The organism is Pseudomonas sp. MF06569 (genome assembly GCF_059862735.1).
On sequence record NZ_JCBCUZ010000004.1, the window covers coordinates 269,236 to 282,654 of the forward strand.

General features: G+C 60.2%; 11 protein-coding genes. 1 reads left to right on the plus strand and 10 read right to left on the minus strand.

Annotation, left to right across the window (positions count from 1 at the left end; genetic code table 11):
* Positions 1–58 precede the first annotated feature (58 nt).
* The 10 genes from fis to AC19YQ_RS06725 form a co-directional block, all read right to left on the minus strand.
* Positions 59–379, minus strand: coding sequence for a DNA-binding transcriptional regulator Fis (gene fis / locus AC19YQ_RS06680; protein WP_003439210.1), 321 nt, complete (start codon positions 377–379; stop codon positions 59–61).
* Positions 376–1,389, minus strand: coding sequence for a tRNA dihydrouridine synthase DusB (gene dusB, locus AC19YQ_RS06685; protein WP_133078769.1), 1,014 nt, complete (start codon positions 1,387–1,389; stop codon positions 376–378). The genes fis and dusB overlap by 4 nt, the downstream gene beginning before the upstream one ends.
* 197 nt (positions 1,390–1,586) lie before the next feature.
* Positions 1,587–2,840: a DUF3426 domain-containing protein gene (locus AC19YQ_RS06690; RefSeq protein WP_500594833.1), complete on the minus strand. Its 1,254-nt coding sequence runs from the start codon at positions 2,838–2,840 to the stop codon at positions 1,587–1,589.
* A 30-nt stretch (positions 2,841–2,870) separates the two neighbouring features.
* The gene (prmA, locus tag AC19YQ_RS06695; RefSeq protein WP_133078771.1) at positions 2,871–3,749 is read right to left on the minus strand and encodes a 50S ribosomal protein L11 methyltransferase; all 879 of its coding nucleotides are present in this window, start codon (positions 3,747–3,749) and stop codon (positions 2,871–2,873) included.
* A 275-nt stretch (positions 3,750–4,024) separates the two neighbouring features.
* Positions 4,025–5,383: an acetyl-CoA carboxylase biotin carboxylase subunit gene (accC, locus tag AC19YQ_RS06700; RefSeq protein WP_133078772.1), complete on the minus strand. Its 1,359-nt coding sequence runs from the start codon at positions 5,381–5,383 to the stop codon at positions 4,025–4,027.
* 17 nt (positions 5,384–5,400) lie between these two features.
* Complete coding sequence (accB, locus tag AC19YQ_RS06705; protein ID WP_019826877.1) at positions 5,401–5,862, minus strand: acetyl-CoA carboxylase biotin carboxyl carrier protein; 462 nt, start codon at positions 5,860–5,862, stop codon at positions 5,401–5,403.
* 25 nt (positions 5,863–5,887) lie between these two features.
* Positions 5,888–6,343 (minus strand): type II 3-dehydroquinate dehydratase, encoded by a 456-nt coding sequence (gene aroQ, locus AC19YQ_RS06710; protein WP_048360251.1) that lies wholly within the window; start codon positions 6,341–6,343, stop codon positions 5,888–5,890.
* A 130-nt stretch (positions 6,344–6,473) separates the two neighbouring features.
* Positions 6,474–8,240 carry a protein-disulfide reductase DsbD gene (locus AC19YQ_RS06715; RefSeq protein WP_500594834.1) on the minus strand — a complete coding sequence of 589 codons (1,767 nt, stop codon included), beginning with the start codon at positions 8,238–8,240 and terminating at the stop codon, positions 6,474–6,476.
* A gap of 156 nt (positions 8,241–8,396) precedes the next feature.
* Positions 8,397–10,358, minus strand: coding sequence for a methyl-accepting chemotaxis protein (locus AC19YQ_RS06720; protein WP_500594835.1), 1,962 nt, complete (start codon positions 10,356–10,358; stop codon positions 8,397–8,399).
* An 80-nt stretch (positions 10,359–10,438) separates the two neighbouring features.
* Positions 10,439–12,082, minus strand: coding sequence for a GGDEF domain-containing response regulator (locus AC19YQ_RS06725; RefSeq protein ID WP_339474730.1), 1,644 nt, complete (start codon positions 12,080–12,082; stop codon positions 10,439–10,441).
* A gap of 266 nt (positions 12,083–12,348) precedes the next feature.
* On the opposite strand from AC19YQ_RS06725, the gene AC19YQ_RS06730 reads away from it, so the two are divergent.
* The gene (locus AC19YQ_RS06730; RefSeq protein ID WP_133078776.1) at positions 12,349–13,416 is read left to right on the plus strand and encodes a DUF2333 family protein; all 1,068 of its coding nucleotides are present in this window, start codon (positions 12,349–12,351) and stop codon (positions 13,414–13,416) included.
* Positions 13,417–13,419 lie beyond the last annotated feature (3 nt).

Genomic DNA, 13,419 nt, shown 5'->3' on the forward strand with positions numbered 1-13,419 from the left:
GAGTCAGCAAAAAAGGCGGCCTGTTTTATCAGGACGCCTTTCAGGTTTGATTGAATGCTTACAGCAGATCGTACTGTTTGAGCTTTTTGCGCAAGGTGCCGCGATTGAGGCCCAGCAGCTCGGAGGCCTTGGTCTGGTTGCCCTTGACGTAGTTCATGACGCACTCGAGAAGGGGAGCCTCGACTTCGGAAAGTACCAGGTTGTAGACGTCCGTGACTTCAGCGCCCTCCAGGTGGGCGAAATAATTGTGCAGCGCCTTTTCGACACTCCCGCGAAGGGTCTGGCCTTCTTCGCTCGGTGTATTGAGGTGCTGTTTCAAGTTGACGTTGTCGCTCACGGGCGTTGTTCCACTCACTAATGTCTCGGTCATCATCGTCATGCGGCCACCCATCCTTCGTCCCCTGTTACCAGGCTCTTGTGTCGTTCGGCGAAAAACGCCTGAACGTTGGCGCATTGTGCTTCCGTATCTTCTAAACGATTGAAGTGGGCGCGAAACTCCTTGGCGCCCGGCAAGGTTGCCAGATACCAGCCGACATGCTTGCGGGCAATGCGTACGCCCAGCACCTCCCCATAGAAGGTATGCAATGCAGTCAGATGCTCTAGCAGAATACGTTCCACTTCACTCAATTGCGGTGCCGGCATCAGTTGCCCGGTGCGCAGAAAGTGATCAATTTCGCGGAAAATCCAGGGCCGCCCTTGAGCCGCCCTGCCTATCAATAGTCCGTCAGCCCCGGTCGCGTTCAACACGTGCAGGGCCTTGTGGGGTGAATCAATGTCGCCGTTGGCAAAGACCGGTATCGACACCGCCTGCTTGATCGCGGCAATGGTGTCGTACTCGGCTTCGCCGGTGTACAGGTCGGCACGGGTTCTGCCGTGCACCGCCAGAGCGGTAATGCCGGCCTGTTCGGCGATCTTTGCCACCGTAATGCCGTTCTTGTTGTCCCGGTCCCAGCCGGTACGGATTTTCAGGGTAACCGGCACATCAACCGCAGCCACGACGGCCTGCAGGATCTCGTTTACCAGTGCTTCATCTTTTAGCAACGCGGAGCCGGCGGCCTTGTTGCAGACCTTTTTTGCCGGGCAACCCATGTTGATGTCAATTATCTGTGCGCCCAGTTCCACATTGGCCCTGGCGGCGTCTGCCAGCATTTGCGCGTCACCGCCGGCGATCTGTACCGAGCGTGGCTCGGGATCACCGTCGTGAATCATGCGCAGGCGCGATTTGCGGCTGTTCCAGAGACTCATGTCACTGGTGACCATTTCCGAAACAACCAGGCCTGCACCCATCCGTCGACAAAGCTGACGAAAGGGCTGGTCGGTGACACCCGCCATAGGGGCGAGAATCAAACCGTTGTGCAATGTATATGGGCCGATGCGTACCGCCGACATAGGACTTCCCTGTTGTGGGGCCGGATCTTGGGAGTTCGAAAAAGGGTTGGCATGATACCCGCTCTCGATGACTGGTTAAAGACGCAATTGGATGAATTTTGAACAATTAGCCGCAAGACACAAACCGCAAGCGGCAAGTGGGGGGCGAAGAGCCCGGCACTTGCCGCTTGCGGTTTGTCACTCAAAGCGTAGCGCGGTTATTCGGGCGAGTGAAAACTCAGGCTGTAGTTCACGGCCTTGGGACCCGGGTCGAGGATGTCCAGCGCAATATGGATGGGGGTTTGCGGGGGCATTTCGGCTTTTGACAAATCCCCGGTCAGGTATTCGCCGGGTTTAAACCGACGACTGGCAATCATTTTGCCGTTGAGGTCGGCAAAACGCAGTTCCAGTAACGGGAAGGGCTGGGAGAACGGTGCGCGGTTGTAGAGGATGGCATCCACCACCAGCGCTCCGGTGAACTCGGGATGGCTGCGCACCACCAGATTGCTGCTTTTGATGCGGTCGATATCGACTTTGGACGGCACCGTGCAGCCGATCTGCGGGCACAGTTGCTGGAAGATCGGACGGTATTGATCCTGGCGTGCCAGCTCGTCGAAGTGGTTGGCAATGTACTGCCCGGCCAATGCCGCCGCGGCCAGCAATACCAGCAAGGTCCAGAGCAGGCGCTTGCCCCAGGGGGTACGGCGCTTCTGCCAGTCCAAGTGCAGCGGATCGTCGACCAGATCCATCAACGGATCTTCGCGCATGGCTGGCTCGCTGCGCTTGCGCTTGTCTTTGCTGACCGGCACAGGTTCAGGGAGCTCGTCGTCATCGTCATCGGTCGCCGACAGGCGCTCGCCCGGCAGCGGCGGCTCAAGGTCGTCGTCCAGCGAAAGCTGGAGCGGCGGTGTGTCGTCCGGTTCGTCGAGGTCCAATGACACTGACGGTTCGGTACGCCCTGTCTTGGCGAGCTCTACGGCTTTTTCGGCATCCTTGGCCGTCTCGGCGCGGTCGGCTGCAGATTCACTGAACAGGCTGTCAGACCATTCGTTTTCTTCAGCGTCGTTGCTTTCGCGACGAGCACTCAGTGAGCTGCTTTTGGGCGTGTGGGGCTGGCCGAAGCTTTTGCTGGGCTGTATTTCACGCTCTTCGAGCTTGGCCAGCTCTTCGTCCAGATCCAGATGGTCGAGGTCCATCGCGTTGGCCTGCCACGGTGCCGGGCTGGCCGGCACAGGTGTGGCAGGGGCCTGGGCGGGTGTCGGCTCGATGACTTCGGGCGCGGCAACGGCAGGTGTCACCACGGCGGGCGGCTGCTCTGTTTCAGTGCTCTGGTTCAGCAGTTGCTGTGCGGCATTGAACACTTGCAGGCAGGCGCCGCAGCGCACCACTCCGCGAGCCATGCCCAATTGGGCGTGGCGCACGCGAAAGCTGGTTTGGCAATGTGGGCACTGGGTAACGAAGCTATCGTTCATGCGGCCATCCGGATTGAGCAGGCGTGCATTCTAGCGCCGACGGCCACTGATGCGCACCCAGCCATCGCGATTGGCAATCGGATCCAGATCGAAGTCCTTGGCGTACGCCGCAGCCACTTCTTCGCCCTGTTCGGCGAGGATGCCCGACAGTGCCAGGCGACCACCCGGCTTGACTAGGCTCGACAATTGCGGGGCGAGGGATACCAGCGGGCCTGCCAGAATGTTGGCAACCACCACGTCGGCCTGAACCTGTGGCAGGTCTTCAGGCAGGTACAGCGGGAACAGTGCCTCGGCGACATTGTTGCGCCCGGCGTTATCGCGGGAGGCTTCCAGCGCCTGCACGTCGATATCGGTGCCGATGGCTTCCCTGGCGCCCAGCAGCAGGGCGGCAATGGCCAGAATCCCCGAACCGCAGCCGAAGTCCAGCACGTTGCAGTCTTTTAAATCCTGGCCGTCGAGCCATTCCAGGCACAGTGCGGTGGTCGGGTGGGTGCCGGTGCCGAACGCCAGGCCCGGATCGAGCAGCAGGTTGACCGCATCAGGTTCCGGGGCTGCGTGCCAGCTTGGCACGATCCACAGGCGCTGGCCGAAGCGCATCGGATGGAAGTTGTCCATCCAGCTGCGCTCCCAGTCCTGGTCTTCAATGACCTCGGCGTGGTGTTCAGGCAGTGGCGAGCCAGTGAGCAGTTCCAGATGGGACAGCACGAGGTCGGCTTCGGTGCCGCCTTCGAACAATGCCAGCAAATGGGTGTGCGACCACAGGGGGGTGGTGTTGAGTTCAGGTTCGAAAATCGGTTGATCTTCGGCGTCCATGAACGTCACAGAAACGGCACCGACTTCGAGGAACGCGTCTTCGTAGGTTTCGGCTTGTTCCGGGCTGATGGCGAGGCGTACTTGCAGCCAAGGCATGGCGGGCACCTTTGAAAAATAGGAGTGTGCAGCCGGTCGGGCTGCGAGAAGCGCGCAAGTTTACGCGAGCGGGCAGGCAGGGGGGTAATCAAAAACGATGAAAAGCGGGCAGCGGCTGTTCCTTTGTGGGAGCGGGCTTGCTCGCGATTGCATCACCGTGGTCATGCAGCCGGACCGCACCGTCTGTATCGCGAGCAAGCCCGCTCCCACGAAGGACTCAGCGGCCACACACAACAAAGCCGCTCGAAAGCGGCTTTGTTGATCGGATGACAAACTTACTGGTTAGCCAGTTTGTGTTCCAGGTAGTGAATGTTGACGCCGCCTTTGCAGAAGCCTTCGTCATTCACCAGGTCGCGGTGCAGCGGGATGTTGGTCTTGATACCGTCGACCACGATTTCGTCCAGGGCATTGCGCATGCGCGCCATGGCTTCGTCACGGGTCGAACCCCAGGTGATCAGCTTGCCGATCAGGGAGTCGTAGTTGGACGGAACCTTGTAGCCGCTGTACAGGTGCGAATCGACGCGAACGCCGTTGCCGCCCGGAGCGTGGAAGTGCTTGACCATGCCAGGGCTCGGCATGAACGTCGCAGGGTCTTCAGCGTTGATCCGGCACTCCAGCGAGTGACCGTGAATGTTCACGTCAGCCTGGGTGAAGGACAGCTTGTTACCGGCTGCGATGCTCAACATCTCTTTCAGGATGTCGATGCCAGTAACCATTTCAGACACCGGGTGCTCTACTTGCACACGAGTGTTCATCTCGATGAAGTAGAAGCGACCGTTTTCGTACAGGAACTCGAAAGTGCCCGCGCCACGGTAGTTGATGTCGACACAGGCTTTTACGCAGCGAGCCAGAACTTCAGCGCGTGCGGTTTCGTCGATGCCCGGTGCCGGTGCTTCTTCCAGCACTTTCTGGTGACGACGTTGCAGCGAGCAATCGCGGTCGCCCAGGTGGATCGCGTTACCCTGGCCATCGGAAATGACCTGAACTTCCACGTGACGTGGGTTGGTCAGGTATTTTTCGAGGTAGACCATCGGGTTGCTGAACCAGGCGCCGGCTTCTTCGCGGGTCTGCTTGGCAGCTTCGATCAGGTCTTCTTCACGGTGTACAACGCGCATGCCACGGCCACCGCCGCCGCCTGCTGCCTTGATGATCACCGGGTAGCCGACTTCACGGCCGATGCGCAGTGCGGTTTCTTCGTCTTCAGGCAACGGGCCGTCAGAACCTGGAACCGTAGGTACGCCTGCAGCGATCATGGCGTGCTTGGCCGAAACCTTGTCGCCCATCAGGCGAATGGTGTCGGCTTTCGGGCCGATGAAGGCAAAGCCGGATTTCTCGACTTGCTCGGCGAAATCGGCGTTTTCAGCCAAAAAGCCGTAGCCCGGGTGAATCGCCGTGGCGCCGGTCACTTCAGCGGCCGCGATGATGGCCGGAATGTGCAGGTAAGACAGGTTGGCCGGTGCCGGGCCGATGCAGACGGTTTCGTCTGCCAGACCCAGGTGCATCAGCTCTTTGTCGGCGGTGGAGTACACCGCGACGGTCTTGATCCCCATTTCCTTGCACGCCCGCAGGATGCGCAAAGCAATCTCGCCACGGTTGGCGATCAGGACTTTTTCCAGCTTCTGAGGCTTCAGCATCGTTGGCTCCCCGCGGTTCAAACGATGGTGAACAGCGGTTGGTCGAACTCAACCGGCTGACCGTTTTCGACCAGGATGGATTCGATAACGCCGGCTTTTTCAGCCGTGATGTGGTTCATCATTTTCATCGCTTCAACGATGCAAATGGTGTCGCCAACCTTGACGGTCTGGCCAACTTCAACGAAGGCAGGCGAGGTTGGAGCCGGGGTGCGGTAGAACGTACCGACCATTGGCGACTTGACCACAAAACCGTTCAGTTTTGGTGCAGCAGGCGCTTCGGTCACGGTGGCAACCGGAGCAACAGCAACGGGAGCCGCGGCTGGAGCTTGTTGCATTGGTGCCGGTGCGTAGAACTGCTGAGCTGGAGTCTTGCTGTGACGGCTGATGCGTACGGACTCTTCGCCTTCTTTAATTTCCAGCTCGTCGATGCCGGACTCTTCCAGCAGTTCGATCAGCTTCTTAACTTTACGGATATCCATGAATCGTCAACTCCCAATGGGTCTGTCAGGGGCGTTTAGCTTGTAGTTCAAGCTGTTCCAGGGCGGCCTCCAAGGCCAGTCGATAACCGCTGGCGCCAAGGCCGCAGATCACACCTACCGCAACGTCGGAGAAGTAGGAGTGATGGCGGAAAGGTTCGCGTTTGTGCACGTTAGACAAATGCACTTCGATGAATGGGATGCTCACCGCCAGCAGCGCGTCACGTAATGCCACGCTGGTGTGGGTAAAAGCAGCCGGGTTGATCAGAATAAAGTCCACGCCCTCGTTGCGGGCAGCGTGTACGCGGTCGATCAATTCATACTCGGCATTGCTTTGCAGGTAGAGCAAATGGTGGCCGGCATCACGGGCTCTCTGTTCCAGATCCTGATTGATTTGCGCCAGGGTAGTTGCGCCGTAGACGCCCGGCTCGCGGGTGCCAAGCAGGTTCAGGTTGGGGCCGTGCAGTACCAGAAAAGTCGCCATCTGCTGTTCCTTATTATCTATGTGCAGTTGTCAGTGCCGGGCGACTATGCCGAAAAGCGGATTCGCTGTCCAGTTAACTGCAATAGCCAGCACGATGACCGATGTTCGCGAAAAGTTTGTGACCGGTGCTCTAGATCTGGTCATTCGCGATAGCGACACGTTCGGCGAAGTCTGCGGCATTGATCTCGCCGATGACCCGCTGGTCACTTTTTTCGGCGCCGTTTTTTCCGAAGAACATCAGCGCTGGCGGGCCGAACAATGAGTAGTGATCGAGCAGGGCACGTTGCTCGGCATTGCTGGCAGTGATATCGAAACGCACCAGCCGATAACCCTTGAGCAGATCGACCACGCGGGGGTTGTTCAACACTTCGTGCTCGATCACTTTGCAGCTGATGCACCAGTCGGCGTACCAGTCCAGCAACAGGGGCTGACCAGCGGCCTTGGCCTGAGCCAGTGCGCTGTCCAGTTCGGCCGGGGTGCTGACGGTCAGCCACTGGTCGGCCGGTTGGGCGCTGGCGGTCACTGCCGTGTTTGCGGATTGCGACTGGCCGATGGGGTTGAACGGATCACTTTGACCGCTCAGGGCGCCGTACCAGCAGGCCAGTCCATAGACCAGCAAAAACAGCCCGAGTAACTGGGCCAGACGCTGGCGCGGGGCTTTAGCGGTAAATTCCAGGGTGCCGAGAAACACGCTCACACCCGCCGCCAGCGCACCGATCAGAAGCAAAGTCACGGGCCCCGGCAATACGCGGCTGAGCAAGCCAATGGCCAGGCCGAGCAGCAGCACGCCAATGGCGTTTTTCACATTGACCAGCCAAGGCCCGCTTTTCGGCAGCCAGGCCGCGCCACCGGTGGCGACCAGCAGCAGCGGCGCGCCCATGCCCAGGCCGAGGGCGAACAGCTTCAGGCCACCCCCCAGCGCATCGCCACTGGCACTGATATAGAGCAAGGCCCCGGCCAGCGGAGCCGACACGCAAGGTGACACCAGCAGGCTGGAAACCACGCCCAGCACGGCGGCTCCCCACAGCGAACCACCCTGAGTGCGATTGGCCACGCGATCGAGGCGATTGCTGATGGCTTGCGGCAATTTCAGCTCAAACACGCCAAACATCGCGAGGGCAAAAACCCCGAAAAACAGGGCAAATGGCACCAGCACCCACACCGATTGCAGGCGTGCCTGCAGATTGAGCTGAGCCCCGAACAGGCCCATCAGGGCGCCCAGCAAGGCAAAGCACGCGGCCATCGGCAGCACGTAGGCCAGTGACAGGCTGAAACCGCGCAAGCCGCCGACCTGGCCCCGCAATACCACGCCGGACAGAATCGGCAGCATCGGCAAGACGCAGGGGGTGAACGTCAGGCCAATACCGGCGAGGAAAAACAGAGCCAGCTCGCGCCAGTTCCACGATTTTTCGGGTTGGCCGGTGGCAGGGGCTGCGGTGCCCTCGATGGCCAGTCGCTCGGTTTCAGGCGGGTAGCACAGGCCCTTGTCGGCGCAGCCCTGGTAGGTAATCACGAGGGTGAAAGGGCGCGAATCGTTGGCCGGGCGCGGGATATCCACATCGAGAATGCCGTGATAGACCTCGACGTTGCCAAAGTATTCGTCGTGTTTTGCTTCGCCGGGAGGCAGTTGCGCGGCGCCCAGGGCGATGTCGGCGGGTTCGGTCTTGAAGGCGAACTTGTGCCGATACAGGTAGTAGCCTTCGGTGGGGACAAAGCGCAGCTTTATCGACTCGGGTGTACTGCTGATCAGGTTGAGCTTGAACGCTTCGCGAACCGGCAAGAAGTCGCTGCTGTTATTGATTGCACCCAGGGTCGCACTGGGTCGGTTATCCAGTAACCCCGCGCCCAGGGCGGGCACGGCAAACAGCAAACACAGAAGCAGAAACAGGCGGCGCATAGGAATCTCGCAAGTCGAACGTGCGGGCATGATAGCGCGGTGCATGGGTATGTGGGGGTGTGGGAACGGGCTTGCTCGCGATTGCAGTACCGCAGTCATGCAGGTAGACCGAGTCGTCTGCATCGCGAGCAAGCCCGCTCCCACAAGGGGGGCGGGTTACACCCGAAACGCCTGCACCGCGGTGTTGAGTTCTGAGCCCAGGGTCAGTAGTTGCTGGCTCTGGTCGCGGGCAATGCCGATGCGTTGCAGGTTTTCGTCCCCCAGCACGTGAATGCGCTCGCTGTGATCGCGAATCTCGCTGACGGCGCCCGTTTGTTGTGCCGTGACGTCGGCAATGCGCACGGCGGTGTCTGAGATGGTTGCAATCGCCCCGACAATCTCATCCAGCGCACCGTCCGCGTCCTGGGCTTGCTGGGCGGTGGCCTGGGCGTGGGTCACTTGCGCACGGATGCCCTCGACCGATTGGCGGGCGGCCAGTTGCAGCCCGCCAATGAGTACCTGTATTTCGTTGGTCGCACCCGCAGTACGTTGCGCCAGGGAACGCACCTCTTCGGCGACCACCGCAAAGCCACGGCCCATTTCACCGGCGCGGGCCGCCTCGATGGCGGCGTTGAGCGCCAGCAGATTGGTCTGGTCCGCAATGGAGCGAATCACGGTCAGAACCCCGCCGATGGTGGCCGATTCTTCTGCAAGACGTTCGATGGTCTGCGCATTGCCTTGCACTTCTCCCACCAGGGCGTGCAGCCCGGTCAGGCTCTGGCCGATCACCCGTTGCCCTTGTGCCACGGCCAGCCCCGCGCTGCGGCTGGCGTCGGCGGCCTGGCTGGCATCGCCAGCCACCTGAGAAATGGTGGCCTCCAGCTCACCCAGTGCGTCGCGGATTTGCGCGGTATCCCCTGCCTGGCGTTGTGCGCCGCTGTGCAGGCCCGTGCTCAGTTCGGCCAGGGTCTGGCTGCTGCCGGCCACCTGCTCGGCATTCAGGCGCAGGGTGCCCACCAGATTCACCAGATAGCTGCGCAGCCGGTTGAGTGATGATTCGATGTCGCGCAATTCCCGGTTGGTTTTGCCCAACTGAATGTCGCGGCTGAAGTCACCCTCGGCCCATGTCGAAAGCAGCGGGGCCAAGTACGTCAGCACCCGCGCCAGTTTGCGTTGCAGGGTGTCGATCAGCAGCGCAATCAGCAGGATCAGGCCAATCATCAGTCCCTGAATCAACCGCACTTCGTTCTGGATCTGCCCGTGTTCGGCGCGCACCACCGGCTCCAGCCCGGCGATGGCCTGCTGCACTGCATCGAGTTTCAGGTGGGTGGCGGCGCTGAGTTGAGCGCGTTGTTCTATCTGGTTCTGGGTGCGCTTGAGCTCCGCCGGGTAGCGGCTCAGCAGGCTGTTGAGTTCGCGCTTGAGGCCAATTCCGGCGTCTTCGGCCTGGGCTGTGGCGGTGGATTCCAGGCCCATCATCGCGGCAAAGTCGTCGGTGTCCGAAGCGCTTTTGCTGCTGACCCCCAGCAGGGGCAAGGCGTCGATTTGCCGGACCTGGCGCTCAATGCCGTCCAGCTCACGCGCCACGTCGCCCGCCAGCTCACTGCGCCCGCTACTGACCAGCTTGTCGCGAGCAAGAGACAGCTTGGCCAAATGTTGCGAGGCGCCAAGCAACCAGGGCAGGTAGGCGCGGGCCTCGGGTGAGGCGGCATCGCTGGCGTACTGACTGAGTTGTTCGAGGCTGGCGCCCAGCTCGCGTTCGGCTTGCAGCAGCAAGGCCTGGGGATCACCGGCCAATTTGCCGGCAGCCAGCAACTGGGTATTGCTGTAGGTGCTCAGGTCTTCAAGGCTGGGGCGCAGCGCATCGGCCAGCGCCACAGGTAATGGCTTGAGTTCGTCCTTGAGCGTGTCGAGGGCGCTGTTGGCATCGCTCAGGCGCAGGGCATCGCCGCTGGCCAGGTAGTCCTCGATATTGCGTGCCACCTTATTCTGGAACTGCTGCGAGAGGCTCAGGTAGCGCTCCATCAACAGGAAGGGCCGTTCCAGTGCCTGTTGTGACCACCACAAGGTTGCGCCCAGGGCGAGGCACACGGCGACCAGCAACAGTGTGTTGAGATTGGTTAGCAGCTTCAGGCGCATGTGGGATTTTGCCTACAACACAGTCAGAAGCGGCAGAAGTTATTGCACTTAAGTTACAGCGGTATGACGGAAAACAGGGGTTACGAGCAAATAGTGGCAATTGGCCTTGTCTGGGTGAAACGCTGCACCTGATTGCGGCCGCTGTTCTTGGCTCGGTAAAGGGCTTCGTCTGCCTGTGAGGCCATCAGCAGGCTGTCAGCCTCGTCCTGCATTTGCACCACGCCGGCGCTGAACGAGCACGACAGATCGGTCGGCTGGGCGGGGTAGTGAATCTCCGAAAAACGTTGGCGAATCTGATTGAGCACCTTGTAAGCCGACTCTTGGTCCGTATCGGGCATCACAATCGCAAACTCTTCGCCGCCGTATCGGCCAATAAAGTCGGTTTTACGCAGGCGCTGCTTGAGAAACAGCGCCAGGCTTTTGATCACCCGATCGCCCATAGGGTGGCCGTAGCCATCGTTGACGTGTTTGAAGTGGTCCAGGTCGAGCATCGCAAAGCTCAATGGACGATTTTCACGGCGCGCGCGAAAGGTGCAGTCTTCGAGCAGTTGCAGGATATGGGTGTGGTTATACAGCCCGGTCAGGCTGTCGCGCACCATGCGCGCCTTAAGGTGGCGGGCACGGGCGGCTCGATTGCGTACGGTGGTAATCAGATGGCGCGGCTGGATGGGTTTGGTCAGGAAGTCATCGCCGCCTTCGCTCATGGCGTCGAGTTGCTTGTCCATGTCGTCTTCGGCTGACAGATAAATGATCGGCACACTCACATAACGATCGTTGTGGCGGATGACCTTGGCCAGTTCGGTGCCCGTACAGCTGGGCATGTACATGTCGAGGATGATCAGGTCCGGCTGGAAGTCTGCAAGCTGGGCCATGGTCTGAATCGGATCGGTCAGGGTGCGGGTGACAATTCCCGCGCTGTTGAGCAGGCGCTCGGTAAGCAACGTCTGGGCCCGGGAGTCGTCAATGATCAGCACTTTGTAAGGTTCGTACTGAGCGACACAGGTCAGCACTTCGACCTTTTCCATCAGGATGGACGCTTCGAGGGTGCCGGTCATAAATGCTTGCCCCCCTGCGCGCACGGCGGCCAGGCGCGTCGGGGTGTCGGTTTCATGCAGGCTGAAAAACAGCAGCGGCAGTTTCTGCTCAAGGCCGACCTGGGCTTCGGCGGCCAGTTCCAGGCCAAGGCCCGGACCGCCGAAATCAACGTCCATCACAATCGCGGCCGGATGGCGCTCGGCCATGGCGTGGCGAAAGCTCATCGGGTTGCTGAAGGCCTGGACGCTGAGTTCAAAAAACTCCAGTTGCCTGGCCAGGCGGTCCGCCCGCTCCAGATCCTGCAGCAAGATATACACAGGCTTGCGCAGCGGCGGCAGGCGGATGTTGGCGTCCACGTCGCCCTGGCGCAGGCCGGTGCGCGACAGGCGCTGCATCAAACGGTTGAGCTCGGTGATGAGCTGGCTGCTCAGGCGACTTTGATTGGCGGCCATGTCTTGCAGCGCAACGTTGATCGCCCGGGCCAGTTCGGTGTGCTCCGGTTGTTCAAAGCGCTTGGCAAAACGCAACAGGCGCAAGTTGGCGTCGTCGAGTTCGGCCAGGCTTGCGGGTGACCATTCATTGGCTTGTAAACGCTGCCACAGCTCAAGGAGCTGACGTGCCTGGTGGGTGACCCGCTGGGCAAAGTGGTGTTTCAGGCGTTCGCGACTGGGGTCTTCTAGCTCTGTCATATCCTGGCTGCTGGTAAGTGAGCATGCTGAAATGGAATGGTGGCTCTATGCTAGCAGCTCGTTTCAAATGTACGAGTTTCTACTTGAAATTAACGGGTGGGTAGCCATTTTGCCCATCGCCCGCGTGCTTGTTCTATAGTGCCGGGCGTAAATGGCCCCTGCGATACGGCAGGAAGCCCGGCCCCGATTTAAAAGCGTGCACCCAAGGCACGATGGGTTAGGGTTATGGTCGAACCGTTGAATCAAGCAGATGAAAGGACATAGCCATGCTGGACTGGAAAAAACGTGAGGGCAGTGCCCGCGAATCGGTCAAAGAGACGAAAACACAGTCGCGTGGCTATTTCAAAAGCATTCTACTGAGCCGCTCCATCGCCGTGCTCGTGGCGATTTTCGTGGTGGTGAACCTGGGGCTTGGCTGGTACTGGAGCCAGGAACCGGACCTGTTCCCTGTGCAACAAAACGCCCAGCTGGCGGCCGAGAAAGAAGGCAAACAGATGGTGCCGGGCTTCACCACCGTCGAAACCCTCAAGACCGTGGCCGGTACGTTGCTCAACAAGCCGGGCGGGTATCTGTCCAATGACCGTCTTCCACCGGGCATCTTTTTGGACAATATCCCGAGCTGGGAATACGGCGTTCTGGTGCAGGTACGGGACCTGACCCGCGCCCTGCGCAAAGACTTCGCACGCTCGCAATCGCAATCGGCCGAAGATGCAGATCTGGCCAAGGCCGAGCCGCGCTTCAACTTTGACAACAAGAGCTGGATGCTGCCGTCCAGCGAATCCGAATACCAGGAAGGCATCAACTCCCTGAGCCGCTATCAGGCGCGCCTGTCTGATCCGAATCAGAAAAATGCACTGTTCTATGCTCGCGCCGATAACCTCAACAACTGGCTGGGTGATGTAGGGACCCGTCTGGGTTCGCTGTCGCAACGCCTGTCGGCCAGTGTCGGGCGGGTAAAGCTCAATAGCGCACTGAAGACCGAATCTCTGCAGCCGGGCCAGGTGCCGGTGGTTGACGAAGAAGTGGTCGAAACACCGTGGATGCAGATCGACAACGTGTTCTACGAAGCGCGGGGTCAAGCCTGGGCCTTGTCGCACTTGCTGCGAGCCATCGAAGTTGACTTCGCCGACGTGCTGGCCAAAAAGAACGCCACGGTGAGCGTGCGCCAGATCATTCGTGAGCTGGAAGCGGCTCAAGAACCGGTTTGGAGCCCCATGATCCTCAATGGCAGCGGCTATGGCGTCCTGGCTAACCACTCGCTGGTCATGGCCAACTATATTTCCCGCGCCAACGCGGCGGTCATGGACCTTCGTCAATTGCTGTCCCAAGGCTAAGCG